The sequence below is a fragment of the Actinoplanes sichuanensis genome, assembly GCF_033097365.1.
Taxonomy (GTDB): domain Bacteria; phylum Actinomycetota; class Actinomycetes; order Mycobacteriales; family Micromonosporaceae; genus Actinoplanes; species Actinoplanes sichuanensis.
In genome coordinates this window covers 7,614,293-7,637,956 of the sequence record NZ_AP028461.1, presented here as the reverse complement: position 1 = coordinate 7,637,956, position 23,664 = coordinate 7,614,293, and the positions used below count along the sequence as shown (strand labels likewise).

Sequence of the window (23,664 nt, the reverse complement as noted above, 5' to 3'; positions counted from 1 at the left end):
ACCGGACAGGCCGCTCCGTCATTCAGCGCTTACGCGGCCTTGAGTGTCTTCGCGACGTTCTCGAGCAGCTCGTTCCAGGCCTGCTCGAACTTCTCCACGCCCTCGTCCTCGAGGACCTTGAACACGTCGGCGAAGTCGATGCCGACCGCCGTGAGGTCGGTGAAGACCTGGTGGGCGTCCGCGAAGTTGCCGGTGACGGTGTCGCCGCGGGTGGTGCCGTGGTCCTCGTACGCGAAGATGACCGACTCCGGCATGGTGTTCACCGTGCCGGGCGCGATCAGCTCCTCGACGTAGATCGTGTCCAGGAACTCCGGGTTCTTCGTGCCGGTGGACGCCCAGAGCGGGCGCTGCGGGTGGGCGCCGGCCGAGGCCAGGGCCTTCCAGCGGTCGGTGCCGAAGACCTCGGTGTACGCCTCGTAGGCGAGCCGGGCGTTGGCGATGGCCGCCTTGCCCTTGAGAGCCTTGGCCTCGTCCGAACCGATCTTGTCGAGGCGCTTGTCCACCTCGCTGTCCACGCGCGAGACGAAGAACGACGCGACCGAGCCGATCTTGGAAAGGTCGTGGCCGTTCACCTTCGCCAGCTCGAGACCGGCCAGGAACGCCTCCATCACGGCCTGGTACCGCTCGACCGAGAAGATCAGCGTGACGTTGACGCTGATGCCCGCCCCCAGCACCTGGGTGATGGCGGGCAGGCCGGCCAGCGTCGCCGGGATCTTGATGTACAGGTTCGGCCGGTCGACGAGCCACCACAGGGTCTTCGCCTCGGCGACGGTGGACTCGGTCTCGTGCGCCTTGCGCGGGTCCACCTCGATCGAGATGCGACCGTCGATGCCGTTGGAGGCGTCGTACGCCGGGCGGAACACGTCGGCGGCCCAGCGGACGTCCTTGGCGGTCATCAGCCGGATCGCCTCCTCCACCGTCACGCCCTGGACGGCCAGGTCACGGACCTGCTCGTCGTAGGCGTCGGCGTCGGACAGCGCCTTCTGGAAGATGCTCGGGTTCGTGGTCACGCCGACCACGTGCTGCTCGGTACGCAGTTTGTCCAGCGAGCCGCTGGTCAGCCGCACCCGGGAGAGGTCGTCGAGCCACACCGCGACGCCCTGGGCGGAGAGCTCAGCCAGTCTGTCGGTCATTTCCCTCAACTCCTGAATGAGTGACGCAGTAGTAGAAGTCAGTTACCGGTCTTGTGGCCGGTGATCTCGCCGACCTTGGCCAGGGACGCGTGGGCCTTCGCGACGACGTTGTCAGCGGTGAACCCGAACTGCTCGAACAGAACCGCGGCCGGGGCGCTGGCGCCGTAGTGCTCGATGCTGACCGCCTCGCCCGCGTCGCCGAGGATCCGGTCCCAGCTCATCCGGATACCCGCTTCCACGGTGACACGCGCCTTCACACCGTGCGGCAGAACCTGCTGCTGGTATGCCACGTCCTGCTGGAAGAACCACTCCTGGCAGGGCATCGACACCACTCGGGTGGGGGTGCCGGCGGCCTCCAGGCGCTCCTGCGCGGTCAGCGCGATCGACACCTCGGAGCCGCTGGCGATCAGGATCACCTGCGGCGTGCCGCCGGTCGCCTCGGAGAGGATGTAGCCGCCCTTGAGGGTGCCCTCGGCCGACGCGTACTTGGAGCGGTCGATCGTCGGCAGGTTCTGCCGGGACAGCGCGAGCGCGGTCGGACGGTCGGTGTGCTCCAGGGCGCCACGCCAGGCGTACGCCGTCTCGTTGGCGTCGGCCGGGCGGACCACGTCGAGGCCGACGATGGCGCGCAGCGCGGTCAGCGTCTCGATCGGCTGGTGCGTCGGGCCGTCCTCGCCGAGACCGATCGAGTCGTGCGTCCACACGAACACGACCGGCAGCTTCATCAGCGCGGAGAGCCGGACCGAGCCACGCATGTAGTCACTGAAGACCAGGAACGTGCCACCGTACGGCCGGGTGCCGCCGTGCACCGCGATGCCGTTGAGGATCGAGCCCATGCCGTGCTCGCGGATGCCGAAGTGCAGCGTGCGGCCGTACTCGTGACCGGGGAACTCCTTGGTCGCGTACTCCGCCGGGATGAAGGACGGCTCGCCCTTCATCGTGGTGTTGTTGGACTCCGCCAGGTCGGCGGAACCGCCCCACAGCTCGGGCAGGACCGGGGCGAGCGCCTCCAGGATCTTGCCGGACGCGGCGCGGGTGGCCAGGCCCTTGGCGTCCGCCGGGAACTCGGGCAGCGCCTTGTGCCAGCCGTCCGGCAGGGAGCGGGTGGCGAGACGGTCGAAGAGCGCCTTGCCCTCGGCGTTGCCGGCCGCCCAGGCGTCGAACTTCTCCTGCCAGGCGGCGCGGGCCTCGCGGCCACGCTCGACGACCTGCTGCGCGTGCTTGACGACCTCGTCGTCGATCGCGAACGGCTCGTCGGCGAAACCGAGCAGCTCCTTGGTGGCGGTGATCTCGGCGGCGCCCAGCGCGGAACCGTGGATCTTGCCGGTGTTCCGCTTCTTCGGCGCCGGGTAGCCGATGATCGTCTTCAGCACGATGAACGACGGCTTGTCGGTCACCGCCTTGGCGGCCTGGATCGCCGCGTACAGCTCCTCGACGTCCTCGACGTACGGGTCCGAGCCGCGCCAGTTCACCGTCTGGACGTGCCAGCCGTACGCCTCGTAGCGCTTGCCGACGTCCTCGTTCTTGGCGATCCGGGTGTCGTCCTCGATGGAGATCTCGTTGTCGTCGTAGATCACGACGAGGTTGCCGAGCTTCTGCACCGAGGCGATGGCCGACGACTCGTGGCTCACGCCCTCCTCGATGTCGCCGTCCGAGGCGATCGAGTAGACGTAGTGGTCGAACGGCGACTCGCCGGCCGGGGCGTCCGGGTCGAACAGGCCGCGCTCACGGCGGGCCGACATGGCCATGCCGATCGCGTTGCCGATGCCCTGGCCCAGCGGGCCGGTGGTGATCTCGACGCCGGGGGTGTGCCCGTACTCCGGGTGGCCCGGGGTCAGCGAGTCCCACTGGCGCAGCGCCTTCAGGTCATCCAGCGACAGGCTGTAACCATTGAGGAACAACTGTACGTAAAGGGTGAGGCTGGAGTGACCACACGAGAGCACGAAGCGGTCGCGTCCCGCCCACTCCGGGTCCGTGGGGTCGTGCCGCATGACACGGTTGAACAGCAGGTAGGCGGCCGGGGCCAGGCTCATGGCGGTACCGGGGTGGCCGTTGCCGGCCTTCTCCACGGCGTCCATGGCCAAGACCCGGGTGGTGTCCACCGCCTTGCGGTCGAGGTCGGACCAGTTGAGAGCGGGATCTGTGGCAGCCACGTCGGTTCTGCTCCTCGGGCAAAATAATGGAACCCTTTTCGGCTTGACCCTATCCAGTCGGGCTAAACGTCTGCGCAGCGAACGCACTAGGCACATACGCTGTGAGCGGACACGCCGGTTCAACGGGTGTGACCGCATGCACCCGTGCCGGGTGCCCCGAGCAGCATCAACGGCTACGCGTAGGCTGTCCGGGTTGGCGGCCGGGTCATCACCCGATTAACGGCCGCGAAATAAAGGCGATGCCGGAAGGTGGCTGTCCGTGAGCATGATCACCGAGCGTCCCGTCCAACGGCGGACGCCCGGCGGTGCCGATCGCCCCGGTCGCGCTGAGCGCGTCGAGGCCCGGCGGAGCTGGGTCGCGGTGTTCCGGGCGTATCTCGCCCTGACCAAACCGCAGATCGTGGAACTGCTCCTGGTCACCACCGTGCCGACCATGATGCTGGCCGCCCAGGGGTGGCCTGACCCGGTCACATTCACGGCCGTGCTGGTCGGTGGCGGTCTGGCGGGCGGCGCCGCGAGCGCGCTCAACTGCTACATCGACCGCGACATCGACGAGCTGATGCGGCGCACCAAACGACGCCCGCTGCCGGCGAACCAGATGACGCCGCGTGCCGTGCTGATCTTCGGCCTCACACTGGCTGTGATCTCCGTCGCCCTGATGGCGCTTCTCACCAACTGGTTGGCCACCGCGCTGACCGCGTTCTCCATCTTCTACTACGACGTCATCTACACCATGTGGCTGAAGCGTCGTACGCCCGCGAACACGTTCTGGGGTGGAGTGTGTGGCGCCGCTCCGGTGGTGATCGGCTGGGCCGCCGTCACGAACACCATCCCGCCGATGGCATGGGCGCTTTTTGCGATTGTCTTCTTTTGGCAGATGCCGCACTTCTACGCGCTCGCGGTGAAGTACAAGGAGGACTACGCCCGGGCCGGCATCCCGATGCTGCCCGTGGTCCGCTCGATGAAGCGGGTCAATTTCGAGATCATCCTCTACACCGTCCTCACGGTGGCCGCTTCGCTCGCCGCGTGGCCGCTCGGTCTCGGGCCGATCTACGGGGTCACCGCGATCATCATGGGCGCCGTGTTCCTCGTCGAGGCGATCCGGCTGGCGCGGGGAGCGGGCGGTGGCACGGCGGTCAAGCCGATGCGCCTGTTCCACCTGTCGATCACGTACCTCACGGTGGTCTTCATGGCCGTCGCGGTTGACGCTCTGATTTGACCAGTCGCACAGGATGCCCGGATTGTCAGCACTGTGAATCACTGTCCGTCACTCGAAGGGCGGATTCCGGGCGGCGGAACAATTCGTACGTTACCTGCTCATAACATCTACTCGAATGTTGAAACCTGCAGGTAATTGGAGTCACAAAAACCGATCAGGGTGCACACCGTGGCGTCCTTGACTGCTTAGGCTGCGCACCATGGCAGAAGGTTCCGTTACGACACTGACCTCCTCGATCAAGTCCTTCGCCGCCGGACACGGCGGCGCCAAGGCGGTGATCGAGTACGTCGGTAAGCGCGGCGCCCGGATCGTCCTCGTCGGAGAGGACGGCGAGTGGTCCGACCAGTTCGCCCAGGACACCGGTGTCGCCCGTGAGGCGTGCGACAAGGCCGGCGTCCAGGTGGAGAACGAGTGGGAGCGCGAGCTCCTGGAGCAGATGCGGCCCAGCAACGACCTGTGGCGTTCGATGTCGCGGCGGAGCATGGCCCGCTGATGGGCCGTGACTCCCGGGTCGCGCTCGTCACCTGCGCAGCCTTCCCCGACCTGTGGGACGACGACCATCCGCTGCGTGACGCGTTGCGCGCACGCGGCCTGGTCGTCGAGGCGGTGCGCTGGGACGACCCGGAGGCCGACTGGTCCGGTTACGACCTCGTGGTCATCCGGTCCCCATGGGACTACACCGACCGGCCCGACGCGTTCGTCGCCTGGGCCCGGTCCGTCCCGCGGCTGGCCAACCCGGCCGACATCATCGCCTGGAACACCGACAAGCGGTATCTGGGCGACCTCGCGGCGGCCGGCATCCCGATCATCCCGACCGAGTATGTCGGGCCGGGTCAGAGCTGGACGCCACCCGCCGACGGTGAGTGGGTGGTCAAGCCGACGATCAGCGCCGGCAGCCGGGACACCGCCCGGTACCTCCTCCCCGGACAGGCCGCGGAGGCCGTCGCGCACGTCACCCGACTCACCGGCGGCGGGCGGACCGCGATGGTCCAGCCCTACCTGTCCGCGGTGGACACCGCCGGGGAGACCGCGGTGCTGTGCACTCCGGACGAGACCGGTGAGCTGACGTTCAGCCACGGCATCCGCAAGGGCGCGATGCTCGCCGCCCGGGGTGACGTCAAGGTGGACATCGATTCCGAGCGGATCACCCCGCGGACACCGTCCCCGGCTGAACTGGACCTGGCCGCCCGGGTCCTCACCGCCGTGCCCGGCGGGGACAAGCGTCTGCTGTACGCCCGGGTCGACCTCATCCCCGGGCCGGACGGCGCGCCGATGCTCATCGAGTTGGAGCTCACCGAGCCGGCACTGTTCCTGTTGCATGCGCCGGGCGCGGCCGAGCGGCTCGCCGACGCGATTCTCGCCCGCATCTGACCGAATCAGCGTGGTGACCCACGGTCCGTTCCGGGCCGCCGGTCACCACGCTGTTCTCCTATCCGCGCCGCGTGTCTCCTGCCCGCGCCGCGTGTCTCCTGCCCGCGCCGCGTGGCGAGGTCGCGCTGTCCGGAGCAGTCGCAGCGTCACAAGACCGACGGTCGGGTGGCGTCAGGCGGTGGGGACCGGGTCGGCGGTGGCCTCGGCCGGGGTGGCGGTCGGGGCCGGCCCGGCGGCGGGGACCACCGGGCGGGCGCGCAGCGACCACAGCGCCGACAGGGTGGCCACCCAGACCAGGCCGGAGCCGAGCATGTGGGCGGCGACCAGCAGGACCGGCAGGTGGGTGAAGTACTGCACGAAGCCGATCAGCCCCTGGCCCATCTCGACCCAGAAGAGCACCGCGGCGGCGCGGATCGCGGCTGCCGGGGCGTCGACCGCGCGGAGCGCGAACCACAGCGCCACGGTCAGGCCGATCAGCAGGAACACCAGGTCGGCGTGGATCTGGGAGACCTGCTGGGGGTCGAGGTTGTTGCGCTTGGCGCCCTGGTCACCGGAGTGCGGCCCGCTGCCGGTCACCACCACGCCGGCCGCGATCACCGCGAAACCGACCGCCGTGACCACCCGAGCGAGCTGCCGCAGCGGGGCCGGGACCAGCGGCACCGGGTCGCCGTCACCCTCGTCCACCCGGCGCCACAGCGCGAACGCCCCGGTGATCAACGCGACGGACAGGATGAAGTGCAGCCCGACCACCCACGGGTTGAGGTTGGTGAGCACCGTGATGCCGCCGATCACGCCCTGCCCGGGGATCCCGAGCGCGACCGCGACCGACAGCCTGACCAGTGAGCGCCGACGCCGGGCCAGCGCGCCGAGGAAGCAGGCCACGGCGATCGCCACCAGGACGAAGGTGAGCAGCCGGTTGCCGAACTCGATGGCTCCGTTGATCCCCATCTCGGGCGTCGACACGTAGGAGTCGTCGGTGCACCGGGGCCAGGTGGGGCAGCCCAGCCCGGACTTGGTGAGCCGGACCGCGGCGCCGGTGACGATGATGCCGATGTTGGCGACCACCGAGGCCAGCGCCAGCCCGCGCAACGAGGATCCGCACCACTGAACGGGGCGGGAGGCCAGGAAAGCGGACGCAAGGGGCGCCGTGGAGGACTTCACCCCGCGCATCGTACGCTCGCTGCTGATCTTGATCTTTGCAGCTCCGGCAGGCGGTGGGGTGGATCACCGGGGGCCGGTTTGCAGGCCCCGAATGAAATACGTAACGTTGGCGTAGTGAAAAACGAGGTGCTGATCCAGATCGGCGTGACGGCTCCGGCCGCCGCGGCCGACGGGCGCACCCGTGACCGCGTCGCGCAGCTGCTTCTGAAGCGTGGCGCCACCACCGCGGCCGAGCTCGGTGCCGCGCTGGGTCTGAGCCCCGCCGCCATCCGTAAGCATCTCGACGCGATGCTCGCCGAGAGCCTCGTCGAGACTCGTGAGCTGCGCCAGAACAAGCCGCGTGGCCGGGGCCGCCCGGCGAAGGCGTTCGTGTTGACGGCCGCCGCCCGCGAGGACCTCAATCCGCATCACTACGACGGCATCGCCACCGCCGCGCTGCGGTGGATCTCCCAGCAGCACGGCCCGGAGGCGGTCTCCGCCTTCGCCGCCGCCCAGGTCGAGGCGCTCGAGGAGCGCTGCCGAGCGGCTCTGGACGTGGCCGGCCGCGATCCGATCGCCCGGGCCGAGGCTCTCGCCGAGGTGCTGACGGCCGAGGGCTACGCTGCCAACGCCTCGACGATCGCGTCCGGCGGGCAGCTGTGCCAACATCACTGCCCGGTGGCTCACGTGGCTGCCGAGTTCCCTCAGCTGTGCGACGCCGAGACCGAAGTCATCTCCCGGCTCATCGGCACCCACGTGCAGCGCCTCGCCACCATCGCGCACGGCGACGGGGTGTGCACCACGCACATCCCCGCGCCGCACGCCACCACCGCCATCACGGTTAGGACAGATACATGACTGACCAGATCGTCACTCAGGAAGAGCACCTCGCCGCTCTTGGCAAGTACGAGTACGGCTGGGCCGATGCCGACGTCGCCGGGGCTGCCGCGCAGCGCGGTCTGTCCGAGGCCGTGGTGCGCAACATCTCCGAGCTGAAGAGCGAGCCGGAGTGGATGCTCAACCTCCGGCTCAAGGGTCTGCGGCTGTTCGACCGCAAGCCGATGCCGCACTGGGGCGCCGACCTGACCGGCATCGACTTCCAGAACATCAAGTACTTCGTGCGGTCCACCGAGAAGCAGGCCACCTCGTGGGAGGAGCTGCCGGAGGACATCAAGGCGACGTACGACAAGCTGGGCATCCCGGAGGCGGAGAAGCAGCGCCTGGTCGCCGGTGTCGCCGCGCAGTACGAGTCCGAGGTCGTCTACCACGCGATCCGTGAGGACCTGGAGGAGCAGGGTGTGCTCTTCCTGGACACCGACACCGCGCTCAAGGAGCACCCGGAGATCTTCCAGGAGTACTTCGGCACGGTGATCCCGGTCGGCGACAACAAGTTCGCCGCGCTGAACACCGCGACCTGGTCCGGCGGCTCGTTCATCTACGTGCCGAAGGGTGTGCACGTCGACATCCCGCTGCAGGCCTACTTCCGGATCAACACGGAGAACATGGGCCAGTTCGAGCGGACCCTGATCATCGCCGACGAGGGCTCCTACGTGCACTACGTCGAGGGCTGCACGGCGCCGATCTACTCGTCCGACTCGCTGCACTCCGCGGTCGTCGAGATCGTCGTGAAGAAGAACGCCCGGGTGCGGTACACGACCATCCAGAACTGGTCGAACAACGTGTACAACCTGGTCACCAAGCGCGCCACCTGTGAAGAGGGCGCGACCATGGAGTGGATCGACGGCAACATCGGTTCCAAGGTGACCATGAAGTACCCGGCCGTGTACATGACCGGCCCGCACGCCAAGGGTGAGGTTCTGTCGATCGCGATGGCCGGCGAGGGCCAGCACCAGGACTCCGGCGCCAAGATGGTGCACGCCGCGCCGCACACCTCGTCGACGATCGTCTCCAAGTCGATCGCCCGGGGCGGTGGCCGTACGTCGTACCGCGGTCTGGTCCAGGTCCTGGAGGGTTCGTCGCACTCGAAGAGCACGGTCAAGTGCGACGCGCTGCTGGTCGACACGATCTCCCGGTCCGACACGTACCCGTACGTCGACATCCGTGAGGACGACGTCAACATGGGCCACGAGGCGACCGTCTCCAAGGTCAGCGAGGACCAGCTCTTCTACCTGATGAGCCGGGGCCTGACCGAGGACGAGGCGATGGCGATGATCGTGCGCGGCTTCATCGAGCCGATCGCCAAGGAGCTCCCGATGGAGTACGCGCTGGAGCTGAACCGCCTCATCGAGCTCCAGATGGAAGGGGCCGTGGGTTAATCACCCGCGCGGCCATCCCCTGAGTAAACGCGGACTAAAGGACGAAATGACTACCGAGGCCATCGCCCCGCCGAGCACCAAGTCGCAGGTGCTGCGCTCCTTCGACGTCGCCGACTTCCCGGCCCTCAACGGCCTGGAGGAGGAGTGGCGTTTCACCCCGCTCAAGCGCCTGCGTGACCTGGTCACCGCCACGTCGCTGAGCGGGGCGGCCCCTTCCGTGGAACACGGTGACCTGCCCGCCGGCGTGACGGTGTCGACGGCGGCCGGCGTGGAGTCGGTGCTCACCCCGTTCGACCGGGTCAGCGCTCTCGCGTACGGCTCGGCCGCCGGTGTCACCCTGATCGAGGTGGCGCCCGAGACCGAGCCCGCCGAGGCCGTGGTCATCCGGCTGGTCGGCAAGGGCGGCGACGCTGCGGCCGCACGCACCTACGTCAAGGTGGGCGCCTTCGCCAAGGCGACGATCGTCCTGGAGCAGACCGGTTCGGTGACGCTGGCCGACAACGTCGAGGTCGTGATCGGCGACGGCGCGCAGCTGACCTTCGTGACGCTCGCCGAGTGGGACCGCGACGCGGTCCAGGCGCAGCACGTCAAGTTCAAGGTCGGCCGGGACGCCCGCGTCCAGCACGTGCAGGTCACCCTCGGCGGCGACCTGGTTCGCCAGTTCACCTCGGTGGAGTACGCGGGACGCGGCGGCGACGCCGAGCTGTGGGGTCTCTACTTCGCCGACTCCGGTCAGCACCACGAGCACCGCCAGCTGGTCGACCACGCCGTTCCGGACTGCCGCAGCTACGTGGGTTACCGCGGCGCGCTGCAGGGCTCGTCGGCGCACACCGTCTGGGTCGGCGACGTGCTGATCCGGGCCGCCGCCACCGGCACCGACACGTATGAGATCAACCGGAACCTGCTCCTCACCGATGGGGCGCGGGCGGACTCCGTACCCAATCTGGAGATCGAGACCGGCGAGATCGCCGGCGCCGGGCACGCCAGCGCGACCGGGCGTTTCGACGACGAGCAGCTCTTCTACCTGATGGCCCGCGGCATCCCCGAGTCCGAGGCCCGCAAGCTGGTCGTCCGTGGCTTCTTCGCCGAGCTGATCAACAAGATCCCCGCCGAGGCGCTGCGCGAGCGGCTCGGTGACGCCATCGAGGCCCGGCTGGTCGACAGTGGCTTTTGAGAATGTCGGCCCGGTGACCGACATCGCGAAAGGCACCGCTCTCCAGGTGGAGATCGACGGTGTCGAGATCGCTGTCGTGCACGCCGACGACGACAACTTCTACGCCGTCCGCGACGAGTGCAGCCACGCCTCCGTGGCGCTCTCCGAGGGGGAGGTGGACGGGTGCACGCTGGAGTGCTGGTTGCACGGTTCCCGTTTCGACCTGCGCACCGGCCAACCCTCCGGACCGCCGGCCTTCAGCCCGGTGGCGGTCTACCCCGTCGAGATCCGCGACGGCGAAATCTACGTTTCGACGACACCTAGCAATGGAGTAGAGCCGTGAGCACCCTGGAGATCCGCGACCTGCAGGTTTCGGTGAAGCTGCCGGATGGCGAGCTGAAGCCGATCCTCGCCGGGGTCGACCTCACCATCAAGTCGGGCGAGACGCACGCCATCATGGGCCCGAACGGCTCCGGCAAGTCGACGCTCGCCTACTCCATCGCGGGCCACCCGAAGTACGAGATCACCGGTGGCTCGGTGACCCTGGACGGCCAGGACATCCTGGAGCTCAGCGTCGACGAGCGCGCCCGGGCCGGCCTCTTCCTGGCCATGCAGTACCCGGTCGAGGTCCCCGGCGTCTCGGTGGCGAACTTCCTGCGTACCGCGAAGACCGCGATCGACGGCGAGGCGCCGAAGCTGCGCACCTGGGCCGGCGAGCTGCGCGGCGCCATGGAGAAGCTGCAGATGGACCCCGCGTTCGCGCAGCGCAACGTGAACGAGGGCTTCTCCGGTGGTGAGAAGAAGCGGCACGAGATCATGCAGCTCGAGCTGCTCAAGCCGAAGATCGCGATCCTCGACGAGACCGACTCCGGCCTCGACATCGACGCGCTGCAGATCGTCAGCGAGGGCGTCAACCGGGTCCGCGCGACCGGGGCGACCGGCTTCCTGCTGATCACCCACTACACCCGGATCCTGCGCTACATCAAGCCGGACTTCGTGCACGTGTTCGTCGGCGGCCGGATCGTCGAGGAGGGCGGTCCCGAGCTCGGTGAGCAGCTCGAGGCCGAGGGCTACAAGAAGTACCTGGTCAAGGCCTGAGAGGTCACTGATGAGCTTCGACGTCGAGCGGGTCCGTAAGGACTTCCCGATCTTCGAGCGGGAGGTCAACGGCCACCCGCTGGTCTACCTGGACAGCGCCAACACCTCGCAGAAGCCGGTTCAGGTGCTCGACGTCATGCGCGCGCACCAGGAGCGGTACAACGGCAACGTGTCCCGCTCCGTGCACACGCTCGGCACCGAGTCGACCGAGGCCTACGAGGGTGCCCGGGCCCGCATCGCGACCTTCATCGGCGCGGCGAGCCCGGACGAGGTGGTGTTCACCAAGAACTCCACCGAGGCGATCAACCTGGCGGCGTACTCGCTGGGTCAGATGCTGCGCCTGGGCCCCGGCGACGAGGTGGTGATCTCCGAGATGGAACACCACTCCAACCTGGTGCCGTGGCAGTTGCTCTGCGAGCGGACCGGCGCGACTCTGCGCTGGTTCGGCATCACCGACGAGGGTCGGCTCGACGAGTCGAACCTCGACGAGCTGATCACCGAACGAACGAAGATCGTTTCGGTCGTGCACATGTCGAACGTGCTGGGCACGGTCAACGACGTCGCCGGGCTCGCCTCCCGGGCGCACGCGGTCGGCGCTCTGCTGATGCTGGACTGCTCGCAGTCCGTTCCGCATCTCCCCATCGACGTGTCGACGCTCGGCGCCGACCTGATCGCGTTCACCGGTCACAAGATGCTCGGCCCGACCGGCATCGGTGTCCTGTGGGGGCGCTTCGATCTGCTCGCGCAGATGCCGCCGTTCCTGGCCGGCGGGTCGATGATCGAGACGGTCACCATGGGCGGCACCACCTTCGCCGCGCCGCCCGCGCGGTTCGAGGCCGGCACCCCGCCGATCACCGAGGCCATCGGCCTCGGCGCGGCGGTCGACTACCTGACCGGGCTCGGCATGGCGGCGATCCACGAGCACGAGCAGACCATCACGCGGTACGCGCTGGACGCGCTCTCGTCGGTGCCGGGAGTTCGGATCTTCGGTCCCGCGACGATCGAGGGCCGCGGCGGTACGGTGTCGTTCGGCGTCGACGGGGTACACCCGCACGACGTGGGACAGATCCTGGACGCGCTCGGCGTGGAGGTGCGGGTCGGGCACCACTGCGCGCGGCCGGTGTGCTCGCGATTCAGCGTGCCCGCGATGACCCGGGCCTCGTTCTACCTCTACACGACCACGGCGGAGATCGACGCGCTCGCGCGTGGGCTCGACCAGGTCCGGAAGGTGTTCGGCTGATGCTGCTCGACGGTCTGTACCAGGAGATCATCCTCGACCACTACAAGAACCCGCACGGGCGCGGTCTGCGGGACCCGTTCGACGGGGAGGCGCACCACGTCAACCCCACCTGCGGTGACGAGATCACCGTGCGGGTGTCGGCCGATCTGGGCGACATCTCGTACGACGGTCTCGGCTGCTCGATCAGCCAGGCCTCGGCCTCGGTGTTGCACGAGCTGCTGGAGGGTAAGGACGCGGCGTCGGCCTCGGCGATCCACCACGCGTTCGTGGAGCTGATGCAGAGCCGCGGCCAGGTCGAACCGGACGAGGAGGTCCTCGGCGACGGGATCGCCTTCGCCGGGGTGGCCAAGTTCCCGGCCCGGGTGAAGTGCGCGCTGCTGCCGTGGATGGCGTTCAAGGACGCCGCGGCGCGCGCCGGTGTGGACGTCGGCGTGAGCCCCGAGGTGAAGGCATGACCGCCGAACCGACCGACAACCGCGTATACGAGGGCCAGATGGGCACGCCCGAAGGAGGCACAGCATGACTGAAGCTTTGGATACTGCCCGGACCGTCGCCTCGGCTCCGGCTTCCGGCGCCGCCCCCGGCGACGGCGAAGAGGTGCCGAACTGGCTGGCCGAGGAGCGGGCCGCCGCGGCCGAGGCCGGCGAGCCGGTGGAGACGCCGGCGGTGAGCGTCGCCGCTGCGCCGTCCGGTGAGGCCGCCCCGGTCGAGACCGCCGAGGCGGAGGCCGGGACGCCCGCCGACGTCGAAGAGGCGCCGAAGACCGACGTGAAGAAGGCGTCGATCGCGGACGTCGAGGAGGCGATGAAGGATGTCGTCGACCCCGAGCTCGGCATCAACGTCGTCGACCTGGGCCTGGTCTACGGCACCCACGTGGACGACGACAACGTGGTCACCATCGACATGACGCTGACCTCGGCGGCCTGCCCGCTGACCGACGTCATCGAGGACCAGACCCGTCAGGCGCTGACGACCGGCCCCGGTGGTGGCCTGGTGCAGGACTTCCGGATCAACTGGGTGTGGCTGCCGCCGTGGGGCCCCGACAAGATCACCGACGACGGCCGGGACCAGCTTCGGGCTCTCGGTTTCAACGTCTGAAGTACGACGTGAGGGCGGTCCGCGATCATGCGGCCGCCCTTTGTCGTACCCCGGTGATAGAAACCGGGTATGACTTCGACACCGCCTTTTCCCGAGCTGCTCGCTCTGATCGAGGGACGGTCGGCGGCGTTCCGAGAGGCCGTGGCCGCCGCCCCGGATCTGTCCGTCACCGTCCCCGGCTGCCCCGATTGGTCGATCACCGATCTGGTCGCCCACCTGGGCGCCGTGCACCGCTTCTGGGCCGCCGCGGTCGCCGCCGGTGACGAGTCCGGGCCGCCGTCGGCCGACCAGCTCGGTGACCGGGAGCCCCACGGTGACCTGTTGGAGTGGTCGGCCGCCTCGACCGCGCTGCTGCTGGCGGCCCTGCGTGACGCGGGCCCCGGCGCACCCTGCTGGACGTGGTGGGGCGCCTCCGACGCCCCGCTGACCTCCACCGCGGTCGCCCGCCATCAGGTGCAGGAGGCGGCCGTGCACGCCTACGACGCACAGGAGTCGATCGGCCGGGCCGAGCCGCTGCCGGCCGCCGTCGCGGTCGACGGGGTCAGCGAGTTTCTCCAGGTCGGCCTGGGTTCGCTCGGCGCGTGGCCACACCGGCCCGCCCGGGTGGCGTTCCAGGCGATCGAGGGCCCGTCCTGGACGCTTGATCTCTCCCCATCCGGGGCCAAGGCCGACCCGCCGGCCAGTGGCGAGCCGGTCACCCGGATCCAGGCCACCGCGAGTGACCTGGTCCTGGCGCTCTACCGACGCATCCCCCTGGTCGACGTCCGGGTCGACGGTGACCGGTCGGTCGCCGGAGAGCTCACCGAGTGGAGCAAGGCGGGTTAGCCGGCGAGCATCGTCTCCAGTCCGGTCACCGGCCCAACGGACCACGTGTCCCGCCACCGGGCTGTCCGGTGACACTGTCCGCCGGCATTCCTGGTAGGCATGGAACGGTACGAACGCCGTCCGGTCACCTCCTGGTTCGCGAGGCTGGACCCGCACCAGCTGTGCCGGTGGATCACGTCCCACGAGGAGAGGGTGCCAGCGTGACCGTTCTAGGAGCCATCGCCCTGCCGCAGTTGCCGCCGGACCGCCTGCGCGGAGTCGTCGAGGCCGCCGACGAGTCCGGGCTCGACGAGCTGTGGCTCTGGGAGGACTGCTTCCTGACCAGCGGCGTCGCCACCATGGCGGCGGCGCTCGCCTGGAGCGACCGGCTCAAGGTCGGAGTCGGCCTGCTCCCGGTGCCGCTGCGCAACGTGGCGATCGCCGCGATGGAGCTGGCCACCCTGCACCGGCTCTTCCCGGGCCGGGCGCACATCGGCGTCGGTCACGGCGTGCAGGACTGGATGGGTCAGGTCGGTGCCCGTGCCGCCTCGCCGATGACCCTGCTCCGCGAGCACGTCACCGCGTTGCGGCGGCTGCTCGCGGGCGAGCGGGTGACAGTCGACGGGCGCTACGTGCATCTCGACGGCGTCGCCCTGGACTGGCCGCCGACAGCGGCCGCGCCCGTCCTGGTCGGCGCCTCCGGCCCGAAGACCCTACGGCTGGCCGGCGAGATCGGCGACGGCGTCATCATCAGCGCGGGCAACACCCCCGATGACGTACGGGCGGCGCGCGCCGTCATCGGCGACACCCCACTCGTCGTCTACCTGCACACCGCGACCGGCCCCGGATCGGCCGACCGGCTGGAGGGGGAGCGGGTCCGCTGGGGCTACGACACCATCGCGGACCGGGCCGTCACCGGCGGCGTCGACGCGGTCGCCGAGCAGGTCGAGCGGTGGGCCGGGGCCGGCGCGGACACGGTGGTCCTGCAACCGGCCCCGGACGATCCCGACCCGGAGGGGTTCGTGCGGTTCGCCGCCGAGGTCGCCGCGGTCAGGCGAGGAAGTCCCGCAGCAGCTCGTTGACCGCCTCGGGGCGCTCCAGGCTCGGCAGGTGACCGGCCCACTCCAGCTCCACATGCCGGGCCCGTGGCAGCACACCGGCCAGGTGCAGGGCGATCTCCCGGAAGTCGGGCAGATCGTGGGCGCCGGTCACCAGCAGTGTGGGTGCGGCGATCCGGGACAGGTCGGGGTCGGTGCGGACCGGCTCGTACGCCACGTCCTCGGCGGCCAGCTGCACGTCGAACGCATGCCGCTGCATCGTCCGGACCAGTTCCCGGGTCGCGTCGTCGGCCTCCGGGCCGAGCCACAGATCCACGTTCAGGTCCACGGCGCCGGCCACGTCACCCGCCTCCAGGAGCGCCTCCTCACGCTCGTCGAAGGCCTCCAGCTCGGGGCTGCCCGGGTGGCCGCGCAACGCGGTGCAGAGCAGAGCCAGCGCGGTCACCCGGTCCGGCTGACGGGCGGCGAACTCCAGGGCCAGGCGGCCGCCGCCGGATGCGCCGACCAGGGCCAGTTCGTTGATGCCGAGCCCGTCGAGGAGTTCGGCCACGGTGGCCGCCTCGTCGAAACGCCCGGTCGGCACCGGGGTGCCGCCGTGGCCGACCAGATCCAGGCGCACCACCCGATGGCCGGCGGCGGCGAGCGCAGCCACCTGGGGATCCCACATGCGGCGGTCGCAGACGGTCGAATGCAGCAGAAGTACGGCCGGGCCGTCGCCGGTCACGTCGAAGTCGAGAGTCATCGACGTGACCGTAGCCGGTGCGTAGCTTCTCCGCCGATCTTTACGCCGCCACCATCGCCGGCTTCGCCTCCGAGCGGGGACGGGCGTCGAGTTCGCGCCAGGCCGGGAAGAGGAACGGGGAGACGGTGACCGCCAGATAGCCGACCGCGGCGATCAGGGCCGCCGTCTGCAGCCCGAACCGGTCGGTCGCCCAGCCGCCGACCACCCCGCCGAACGGGATGCCCGCCCAGGAGACCGCGATCAGCACACTGATCACCCGGCCCTGAAGGTGGATCGGGATCCGGCGGTACACCTCGGCCATCAGGATCGGGTTGACCGTCGACATCAGTGCGCCCGCGATCGCCGCCGTCACCAGCACCGTCCACACCCGATCGGTCAGTGCCAGCGCCAGCAGCTGTGCCGGTCCGCCCAGGAAGAAACACAGGCCGAACGTCATCCGTCGTGGCAGTCGGGGAGCGACCACCGTGTACAGGATGTTGCCGGCCACCGCGCCTAGACCGAAGGCGGTGCCGATCACCCCCAGAGCGGCCGGGCCGTGCGGGCCCGCACGCACCCACACCGGCACGAACACGGTCGCGAACGCCTGGTCGAACATGTTCGTGGCGAACAGCATCGACATGATTCCCAGTATCAGCCGGTCCGAACGTACCCAGCGGAAGCCGTCGCGCAGGGCGTCCGCGTACCCCTGCCGCTCGCTTTCGGCCCGAGCCGCGGCGTCGGCGCAGCCGACCCGCACCAGCAACCCGATGATGATCGCGCTCACCGCGAACGACAACGCGTCGAAGAGCAGCACCGCCGCCGGGCCGAACGCGGCGATCAGCACCCCGGCCAGCGGCAGCCCGACCAGCGTCGACGCGCGGCAGACGCCGTCGTACATCGCGGTGCCTCGCTCGGTGGAGAGATCGGCCGCCGCGATCGTCCGTGGCAGCAGCGCCCGTTTCGCCGCGTCGCCGAACCCGCGCAGCGCACCGGCCACGGCGATCAGCAGCAGCAGGGCGCTCAGCGAGACGCCCTCCCAGTAGGCGACGAGCGGAATGCCGGCGACCGCCAGAACACTCGCGGTGTCCGCGGCCACCGCGGTCGGGCGGGGCCCGACCCGATCCACGATCGGGCCACCGATCAGGCCGGCCAGCACATACGGCAGCATTTCGGCGAGACCGGCGAGGCCGGCCAGCAACGCCGAGTCCTGGGTGGTCAGGACCAGCCACGGTACGGCCACGAAGGTGATCCGACTGCCGAGCATGGAGAGCGCCTCGGCGGTGAGAAGAGCGCCCAGCTGACGGTTCACCGTGACGGGCGGGCGGGTCGGCCCGCGGGAGGCAATGGCGACGGGCACTGACCGAACCTAATTTTCCCGGCGATCCAAAGCAAGACAGTCATCGATGTCTGGGCCGGTGTCACGCCGGCGGCAGATGGTCGATCACGTTGTATCGGTCCAGCTTGAGCACACCCGAAGAACCGTCGAAGCGAGTTATCGAGGCGTTGCGCACACTTCCCGAACTCTTCTCCACGGCGATCACCCCATCCCAGTCCAGCTGTTCGATGACGGCCCGCATCATCAGCACCACCGCGTCGTGCGCGACGACGATCACCCGCTCACCCGGATGGTCGGCGTGCAGATCGTCCAGAAAGGACTTGAGTCGGACCGCGATGTCCGCGAACGACTCCCCGCCCGGCGGCACGTACTCGAAATCGCCCGCCTGCGCCCGGCGTTCCGCCTCGCCCGGGAACCGCGCCGCCACCGCCGCTCTGGTCAGCAGCTCCAACTCGCCCATCAGGCGGTCGACGAGACGGTCGTCGGTGGTCGGTTCCGGCAGATCCAGGTCCTGGGCGGCGATCCGCCAGGTCTCCCGGGCCCGCAGGTACGGCGACGTGATCACCACCTGTGGGCGGCGGTCCGCCGGCAGGGCCGCCAGCCGGCGGCCGACCGCGGCGGCCTGCTCCTCGCCCGTTCCGGTCAGTGGGACCTCGGCATCGCGGCCGCTGACGACCGCTTCCATCAGCCCTTCCGCGTCGGCGGCGGGGAAGGCGACATTGGCGAGGCTCTGCCCGTGCCGGACCAGAATCAGCTCAGCGACCATGATCCGACCCTACCGAGCGGACCGCCTTCCGGTCACGCTCAGAAACCACCTCCAAACCTCCCGTGATGAACAACCGGCCATCCGTCGCCCGCCATGCCGCCGTCTCGAGGCGTCGGGACCCCGGAAAATCGGTGGCCGGGCGGGGTGGCGGGGAACAGGATGTGGGCGTGACCGAGTTGAAGCCCCGCCCTGCCGTCCCTGTCGCCGTGGCCGATCGGGCCGCGCGACAGCAGACGGCCGCCGACCGGACGGCGGTTCCACGGCAGCGGTCATGAGCGGGGCGTTCCTGGCCGGCGTGGTCGCCGGCTACGGCATCGCCGTGCCCGTCGGCGCCATCGGTGTCCTGATCGCCGGGCTCAGCGCACGAACATCACTGCGGATCGGTGCGGCCGCCGGACTGGGCGCGGCCACCGCGGACGGCGTCTATGCGCTGATCGCGGTAGTCGGGGGAGCCGCGGTGGCCGGGTTCATCGCACCCGTCGAGACGCCGTTGCGCGTTCTGGGAGCCGCGGTTCTGCTGGTCCTGGCCGGCTGGACCGCTTGGGGAGCCGTCCGCCGGCCCGGTGTCACGGAACGGGACGAGCGCCCGGCGACGGCACTCCGCGCCTTCGTCGGAGTCCTGGCCCTGACGTTGCTCAACCCGGCCACCGTGATCTACTTCGCGGCCCTGGTGCTCGCCAGTGGCGGTGCCGGCGGCGGAATCTGGTTCGTGATCGGGGCCTTCCTGGCCTCGGCGAGCTGGCAACTGTTGATCGCCGGAGGCGGTTCCCTGATCGGGCGCGCGCTCACCGGCGACCGGGGCCGCTTGATCACCGCTCTCGTCTCCAGTCTGGTGATCGCGATCCTGGCCCTACGCCTGCTGACCATCTGACGACCGCCGGGTCGGCCCGACGGTGTTGCTGGTGGGCGTGAGGTCACAGATGCTTCGCGGCCTCCCGGATCGAGAGCGGGGACAGGGCGTCGGCGTGCGCGGTGAGGAAGACCCGGACCGCGTGGGGATCGGTCCGGGCATGCCGGCGGAGCGCCCAGCCGATCGCCTTGCGGACGAAGAAGTCGCGGTGACCGGCTTGGCGAGCGCAGTAGCCGAACAGCCGATCGGTGTCGGTCGCCTCGCGATAGTGCAACTGGTGCAGGATCGCGGTGCGGACCAGCCACATGTTCGCCGTCTCGGACCAGTCGTCCATCCGGGCGACCAGCACCGGATGGTGACGGACCAGGCCGGCGACCACTCGGGTGGCGAGCGGGTCCACAGTGTCCCACCAGGACTTCGTGGTGATCAGCTCGGCCGCCGTGTCGAGGAACCCCGGACCGGCGACCTTGACGTGTGCGGTCAGATAGTCGCAGGCGAACTGCTGGAACTCCCGCTCGTCGCGAGCCCAGCAGCCCAGAGCCACCTCGCGCAGGTCGGCCTCGCCCGGTTTCGGCAGGCCGGCCACGGCGATCTTGGCCCGGCTGCGGCGGACCGCGCTGGTCAACCCGAGGAACGGGAACTGATCGCGCATGTAGGCGGCCATCCCGGCGGCCCGCTCCGGATCGCGAGCCGCCTCGAACTCCTCAGCCAGCCGACCGACGAGAACCACGCCGACGTCACCCATGTCCGCATCCTCCCACCGGGGTCCGACGAATTCCGGCGCCCGCGAGGAGGCCCCGGCGATGGCGGACGATCCTTCGCCGTAGGGTGGTGAGGTGGGGGAACGCGCGGCCGCCGGCGGTGGGAAGTGGGTCGACGTCGCTCCGGAGCGACTGCCTCGATGGCTGGCGAACTTCGGCGCGCGCCATGGGTCGTACACCGAAGAGGGTCTGACGGTGATCGGCTCGGACGGTGCGTCGGCGACGCTGCATGAGCCACCGGGAGTCGAGCCGGTCGAGGCCGTGGCCGAGTTGATCGACGCGGCGCGGGCGCCGCGGAGGCTGGGCCTGCTGCTGGCCCGCAAGGGCGCGGTCGCCGTCGGGATCGCCGACGGCGTCGAACTGGTGGCGTCCAAGGTGGACACCCACTACGTGCAGGGCCGGACCGCGGCCGGTGGCTGGTCGCAGCAGCGCTTCGCGCGCCGCCGCGACAACCAGGCGAAAGCGGCGTCGGCGGACGCGGCGGGCATCGTCGGGCGCATTCTCCTTCCGGAGGTACGGTCACTGGCCGCGCTGGTGGCAGGCGGGGACCGGTCCGCTGTGGACGCGATCCTGGCGGTGCCTCAGCTGTCCGCGGTGGCCGCGTTGCGTACCGGGAGGATGCTCGACGTGCCGGAGCCGCGGCATGCGGTCCTGGTGTCCGCAGTGGCCGCGGCCCGTGCCGTGCCGATCCTGATCCGTGAGCCTTAGAGGCTGGTGGCGCTGAACGTGTCGCACTTCTTCGGGTCGCCGGACTCCCAGCCCACCCGGAACCAGCGCTGACGCTGCTCGGACGTGCCGTGGGTGAAGCCGTCCGGGTTGATCTCGCCGCCGCCGCGCTTCTGCAGGGTGTCGTCGCCGATCTGGCCGGCGGTCTGGATGCCCTCCTGGATGTCGGCGTCGGTGAGGCTCGTGAAGATCTTGTCGCCGTCCTTGTCGACGGTGTTCGCGGCCGAGTGCGCCCAGGCGCCGGCGTAGCAGTCGGCCTGCAGTTCCAGCTTCACCGACTCCTGATTGGCGTTGCCCGGATCACGTTCCTGGCGGCGGCGCATCTCCGCCTCGGTGCCGAGGACGTCCTGCACGTGGTGGCCGTACTCGTGGGCCAGCACATACGGCTGGGCGAACTCGCCGGGCGCGCCGAGCTCCTTGGAGAGCACCTGGTAGAAGGTGAGATCGATGTAGACCTTGTCGTCGGCGGGGCAGTAGAACGGTCCGACGCCGGAGTCGGCAGCGCCGCAGCCGGTGCTGACCCGGTTGGAGAAGATGCGGGTGGGGGCCGCCTTGTACTGCTCGCCGAACGACTCCGGCAACGCCTGCTGCCAGTAGCGCTGGATCGATGTGACGTAGAGCCCGTTCCGGCACTCCAGCAGTTTGGTGCGTTCCTGCTCGTCGGCGCACTGTGTGGTCGAGTTCCCGCTGGGTGCGGTGTCCTCGCCGCCGCCCAGGGTGTTGATCCCGAAGTAGCCGCCGATCAGGGCGATGGCCAGGGTCACCACGATCCCGGCGAGCCCGCCGCCACCGATCGGCAGGCCGCCTATCCCGCCTCCGCCGCCCGATCCGCGGACGTCCTCGATCGATCCGGGGTCGATGTCGGCGCGTTCGTTGAGTTCCATGTCGTCCCACCTTCAGCACGGTTGCCCGGGCGAAGACCAGCCTTCAGCACGGTTGCCGGGCGAGTACCCGATGATCTTGTGAATTAATCGGGTGGGAGGTGCTCGTGGGCGCCCGGTAAGATGGCCGGGTGCTGCTCTGCGAAGGCTGACCTGCCCCGGCGCCGACCGTCGATCCGATGGCCGGCGCTTTTCTGCGCCCTGAGTCAGCCGTCTCACCGAGAGCGAGAAACCTCATGATCACCGCCACCGGACTGGAACTCCGCGCCGGCGCCCGCATCCTGATCTCCCCGACCACCCTTCGGGTGCAACCCGGCGACCGGATCGGCCTGGTCGGCCGCAACGGCGCCGGCAAGACCACCACCCTCAAGGTCCTTGCAGGCGAGGGCATTCCGTACGCCGGACAGGTCGAGCGGACGAGCGAGATCGGCTACCTGCCCCAGGACCCGCGGACCGGCGACCTGAACGTGACCGGCCGCGACCGGGTGCTGTCCGCCCGCGGCCTGGACACCATCCTCGCCGAGATGCAGAAGCTCGAGATCCAGCTCGAGGAGAGCTCGGAGGAGAAGCTGGTCCGGCGGTACGGCCAGTTGGAGGATCAGTTCTCCGCGCTGGGCGGCTACGGCGCCGAAGCCGAGGCCGCCCGGATCTGTGCCAACCTGGGCCTGCCCGAGCGCGCCCTGGCCCAGACGATCGGCACCCTCTCCGGTGGCCAGCGCCGCCGGATCGAGCTGGCCCGCATCCTGTTCGCCAACTCCGGGCAGAACGGCAAGGGCATCCTGCTGCTCGACGAGCCGACCAACCACCTCGACCAGGACTCGATCGCCTGGCTGCGCGGCTACATGGCGCAGCACAAGGGCGGACTGATCGTGATCAGCCACGACGTCGAGCTGCTGGACGCCGCGGTCAACAAGGTGTGGTATCTCGACGCCAACCGCTCGGTCGTCGACATGTACAACATGGGCTGGAAGACGTACCTCGAAGCCCGCGAAACCGACGAGCGGCGCCGCCGCCGCGAGCGGGCCAACGCCGAGAAGAAGGCCGGCGCCCTGATGGCGCAGGCCGACAAGATGCGCGCCAAGGCCACCAAGACGGTCGCCGCACAGAACATGGCCCGCCGCGCCGAGAAGCTGCTCGGCGGCCTCGAAGAGGTCCGGACCTCGGACAAGGTGGCCAAGGTCCGATTCCCGAGTCCGGCGCCGTGCGGCAAGACGCCGCTGACTGCCTCAGGCCTTTCCAAGTCGTACGGGTCACTGGAGATCTTCACCGACGTGAGTGTCGCGGTGGACCGTGGTTCACGGGTGGCGATCCTGGGGCTGAACGGCGCGGGTAAGACCACCCTGCTGCGGATGCTCGGTGGCCTGCTCGAACCGGACACCGGTGAGGTGCGTGCCGGGCACGGACTGCGGCTGGGCTACTACGCCCAGGAACACGAGACGCTGGACGTGGACCGGACGATCCTGGAGCACATGCGCAGCGCCGGTTCCGAGCAGACCGACACCGAGTTGCGGAAGATCCTCGGCGCGTTCCTCTTCTCCGGTGACGACGTCGACAAGCCGGCCGGGGTGCTCTCCGGTGGTGAGAAGACCCGTCTGGCCCTGGCCACGCTGGTCTGCTCGGGCGCCAACGTGCTGCTGCTGGACGAGCCGACGAACAACCTCGACCCGGTCAGCCGGGAGCAGGTGCTGGACGCGATCGCCAACTACCCGGGGGCGATCGTGCTGGTCACGCACGATGCCGGCTGTGTGCAGGCGCTCAAGCCGGACCGGGCGATCCTGCTGCCGGACGGCGACGAGGACGCCTGGAGCGACGATCTGCTGGAGCTCGTCGAGCTGGCCTGAGGTCCGATCGTCGTCGATCCTCAGTTGTCAACTGGTGCC

24 protein-coding genes are annotated in these 23,664 nt (G+C 69.6%); 16 read left to right on the top strand and 8 right to left on the bottom strand.

Going from position 1 to position 23,664, the window contains the following annotated elements; translation table 11 throughout:
• Positions 1-29 precede the first annotated feature (29 nt).
• Positions 30-1,133, bottom strand: coding sequence for a transaldolase (tal, locus tag Q0Z83_RS35025; protein ID WP_317787523.1), 1,104 nt, complete (start codon positions 1,131-1,133; stop codon positions 30-32).
• A gap of 38 nt (positions 1,134-1,171) precedes the next feature.
• Positions 1,172-3,286: a transketolase gene (tkt, locus tag Q0Z83_RS35020; RefSeq protein ID WP_317787522.1), complete on the bottom strand. Its 2,115-nt coding sequence runs from the start codon at positions 3,284-3,286 to the stop codon at positions 1,172-1,174.
• 265 nt (positions 3,287-3,551) lie between these two features.
• On the opposite strand from tkt, the gene Q0Z83_RS35015 reads away from it, so the two are divergent.
• The 3 genes from Q0Z83_RS35015 (at position 3,552) to Q0Z83_RS35005 (ending at position 5,876) form a co-directional block, all read left to right on the top strand.
• Entirely contained in the window at positions 3,552-4,505 is a 954-nt protein-coding gene (locus tag Q0Z83_RS35015; RefSeq protein ID WP_317797196.1) for a heme o synthase, read from the top strand.
• A gap of 199 nt (positions 4,506-4,704) precedes the next feature.
• Positions 4,705-4,998: a hypothetical protein gene (locus tag Q0Z83_RS35010; RefSeq protein ID WP_317787521.1), complete on the top strand. Its 294-nt coding sequence runs from the start codon at positions 4,705-4,707 to the stop codon at positions 4,996-4,998.
• On the top strand, positions 4,998-5,876 hold the full coding sequence (locus tag Q0Z83_RS35005; protein WP_317797195.1) for an ATP-grasp domain-containing protein: 879 nt from the start codon (positions 4,998-5,000) through the stop codon (positions 5,874-5,876). Before Q0Z83_RS35010 ends, Q0Z83_RS35005 begins: the two co-directional genes overlap by 1 nt.
• A gap of 171 nt (positions 5,877-6,047) precedes the next feature.
• On the opposite strand, the gene Q0Z83_RS35000 is transcribed toward Q0Z83_RS35005, so the two are convergent.
• Positions 6,048-7,037 carry a COX15/CtaA family protein gene (locus Q0Z83_RS35000; RefSeq protein WP_378078810.1) on the bottom strand — a complete coding sequence of 330 codons (990 nt, stop codon included), beginning with the start codon at positions 7,035-7,037 and terminating at the stop codon, positions 6,048-6,050.
• Between the two features lie 114 nt (positions 7,038-7,151).
• On the opposite strand from Q0Z83_RS35000, the gene Q0Z83_RS34995 reads away from it, so the two are divergent.
• The 10 genes from Q0Z83_RS34995 (at position 7,152) to Q0Z83_RS34950 (ending at position 15,767) form a co-directional block, all read left to right on the top strand.
• Positions 7,152-7,874, top strand: coding sequence for a helix-turn-helix transcriptional regulator (locus tag Q0Z83_RS34995; protein ID WP_317787519.1), 723 nt, complete (start codon positions 7,152-7,154; stop codon positions 7,872-7,874).
• Positions 7,871-9,292 (top strand): Fe-S cluster assembly protein SufB, encoded by a 1,422-nt coding sequence (gene sufB, locus Q0Z83_RS34990; protein ID WP_317787518.1) that lies wholly within the window; start codon positions 7,871-7,873, stop codon positions 9,290-9,292. The genes Q0Z83_RS34995 and sufB overlap by 4 nt, the downstream gene beginning before the upstream one ends.
• 46 nt (positions 9,293-9,338) lie before the next feature.
• Complete coding sequence (sufD, locus tag Q0Z83_RS34985) at positions 9,339-10,466, top strand: Fe-S cluster assembly protein SufD (RefSeq protein ID WP_317787517.1); 1,128 nt, start codon at positions 9,339-9,341, stop codon at positions 10,464-10,466.
• A complete protein-coding gene (locus Q0Z83_RS34980; protein WP_317787516.1) occupies positions 10,456-10,788 on the top strand; it encodes a Rieske (2Fe-2S) protein in 333 nt (110 codons plus the stop codon). Before sufD ends, Q0Z83_RS34980 begins: the two co-directional genes overlap by 11 nt.
• A complete protein-coding gene (gene sufC, locus Q0Z83_RS34975; RefSeq protein ID WP_317787515.1) occupies positions 10,785-11,543 on the top strand; it encodes a Fe-S cluster assembly ATPase SufC in 759 nt (252 codons plus the stop codon). The genes Q0Z83_RS34980 and sufC overlap by 4 nt, the downstream gene beginning before the upstream one ends.
• Positions 11,544-11,553: 10 nt before the next feature.
• Positions 11,554-12,783, top strand: a complete 1,230-nt coding sequence (locus tag Q0Z83_RS34970; RefSeq protein WP_317787514.1) for a cysteine desulfurase — start codon at positions 11,554-11,556, stop codon at positions 12,781-12,783.
• A complete protein-coding gene (sufU, locus tag Q0Z83_RS34965) occupies positions 12,783-13,238 on the top strand; it encodes a Fe-S cluster assembly sulfur transfer protein SufU (protein WP_317787513.1) in 456 nt (151 codons plus the stop codon). The genes Q0Z83_RS34970 and sufU overlap by 1 nt, the downstream gene beginning before the upstream one ends.
• A gap of 196 nt (positions 13,239-13,434) precedes the next feature.
• On the top strand, positions 13,435-13,881 hold the full coding sequence (locus Q0Z83_RS34960; protein WP_317797194.1) for a metal-sulfur cluster assembly factor: 447 nt from the start codon (positions 13,435-13,437) through the stop codon (positions 13,879-13,881).
• Positions 13,882-13,950: 69 nt separating this feature from the next.
• Complete coding sequence (locus Q0Z83_RS34955) at positions 13,951-14,706, top strand: maleylpyruvate isomerase family mycothiol-dependent enzyme (RefSeq protein WP_317787512.1); 756 nt, start codon at positions 13,951-13,953, stop codon at positions 14,704-14,706.
• A gap of 200 nt (positions 14,707-14,906) precedes the next feature.
• Positions 14,907-15,767 carry an LLM class flavin-dependent oxidoreductase gene (locus Q0Z83_RS34950; protein WP_317787511.1) on the top strand — a complete coding sequence of 287 codons (861 nt, stop codon included), beginning with the start codon at positions 14,907-14,909 and terminating at the stop codon, positions 15,765-15,767.
• Here Q0Z83_RS34950 and Q0Z83_RS34945 read toward each other — a convergent pair.
• From Q0Z83_RS34945 to Q0Z83_RS34935, 3 genes are all read right to left on the bottom strand, one after another.
• On the bottom strand, positions 15,736-16,485 hold the full coding sequence (locus Q0Z83_RS34945) for an alpha/beta fold hydrolase (protein WP_317787510.1): 750 nt from the start codon (positions 16,483-16,485) through the stop codon (positions 15,736-15,738). The two genes, Q0Z83_RS34950 and Q0Z83_RS34945, sit on opposite strands and share 32 nt — an antisense overlap.
• A gap of 40 nt (positions 16,486-16,525) precedes the next feature.
• A complete protein-coding gene (locus Q0Z83_RS34940) occupies positions 16,526-17,821 on the bottom strand; it encodes an MFS transporter (RefSeq protein ID WP_317787509.1) in 1,296 nt (431 codons plus the stop codon).
• Positions 17,822-17,882: 61 nt separating this feature from the next.
• A complete protein-coding gene (locus Q0Z83_RS34935; protein ID WP_317787508.1) occupies positions 17,883-18,566 on the bottom strand; it encodes a histidine phosphatase family protein in 684 nt (227 codons plus the stop codon).
• Positions 18,567-18,837: 271 nt separating this feature from the next.
• Here Q0Z83_RS34935 and Q0Z83_RS34930 point away from each other — a divergent pair, with 271 nt between their 5' ends.
• Positions 18,838-19,437 carry a LysE family transporter gene (locus Q0Z83_RS34930; protein WP_317787507.1) on the top strand — a complete coding sequence of 200 codons (600 nt, stop codon included), beginning with the start codon at positions 18,838-18,840 and terminating at the stop codon, positions 19,435-19,437.
• 43 nt (positions 19,438-19,480) lie between these two features.
• On the opposite strand, the gene Q0Z83_RS34925 is transcribed toward Q0Z83_RS34930, so the two are convergent.
• Positions 19,481-20,161: a DNA alkylation repair protein gene (locus Q0Z83_RS34925; RefSeq protein ID WP_317787506.1), complete on the bottom strand. Its 681-nt coding sequence runs from the start codon at positions 20,159-20,161 to the stop codon at positions 19,481-19,483.
• Between the two features lie 91 nt (positions 20,162-20,252).
• Here Q0Z83_RS34925 and Q0Z83_RS34920 point away from each other — a divergent pair, with 91 nt between their 5' ends.
• Positions 20,253-20,885 carry an acVLRF1 family peptidyl-tRNA hydrolase gene (locus Q0Z83_RS34920; protein WP_317787505.1) on the top strand — a complete coding sequence of 211 codons (633 nt, stop codon included), beginning with the start codon at positions 20,253-20,255 and terminating at the stop codon, positions 20,883-20,885.
• On the opposite strand, the gene ypfJ is transcribed toward Q0Z83_RS34920, so the two are convergent.
• Positions 20,882-21,787 carry a KPN_02809 family neutral zinc metallopeptidase gene (ypfJ, locus tag Q0Z83_RS34915; protein ID WP_317787504.1) on the bottom strand — a complete coding sequence of 302 codons (906 nt, stop codon included), beginning with the start codon at positions 21,785-21,787 and terminating at the stop codon, positions 20,882-20,884. The genes Q0Z83_RS34920 and ypfJ overlap by 4 nt on opposite strands.
• A gap of 233 nt (positions 21,788-22,020) precedes the next feature.
• Between ypfJ and Q0Z83_RS34910 the strand changes: the two genes are divergently transcribed.
• Positions 22,021-23,625 carry an ABC-F family ATP-binding cassette domain-containing protein gene (locus Q0Z83_RS34910; RefSeq protein ID WP_317787503.1) on the top strand — a complete coding sequence of 535 codons (1,605 nt, stop codon included), beginning with the start codon at positions 22,021-22,023 and terminating at the stop codon, positions 23,623-23,625.
• The last annotated feature ends 39 nt before the right edge of the window (positions 23,626-23,664 follow it).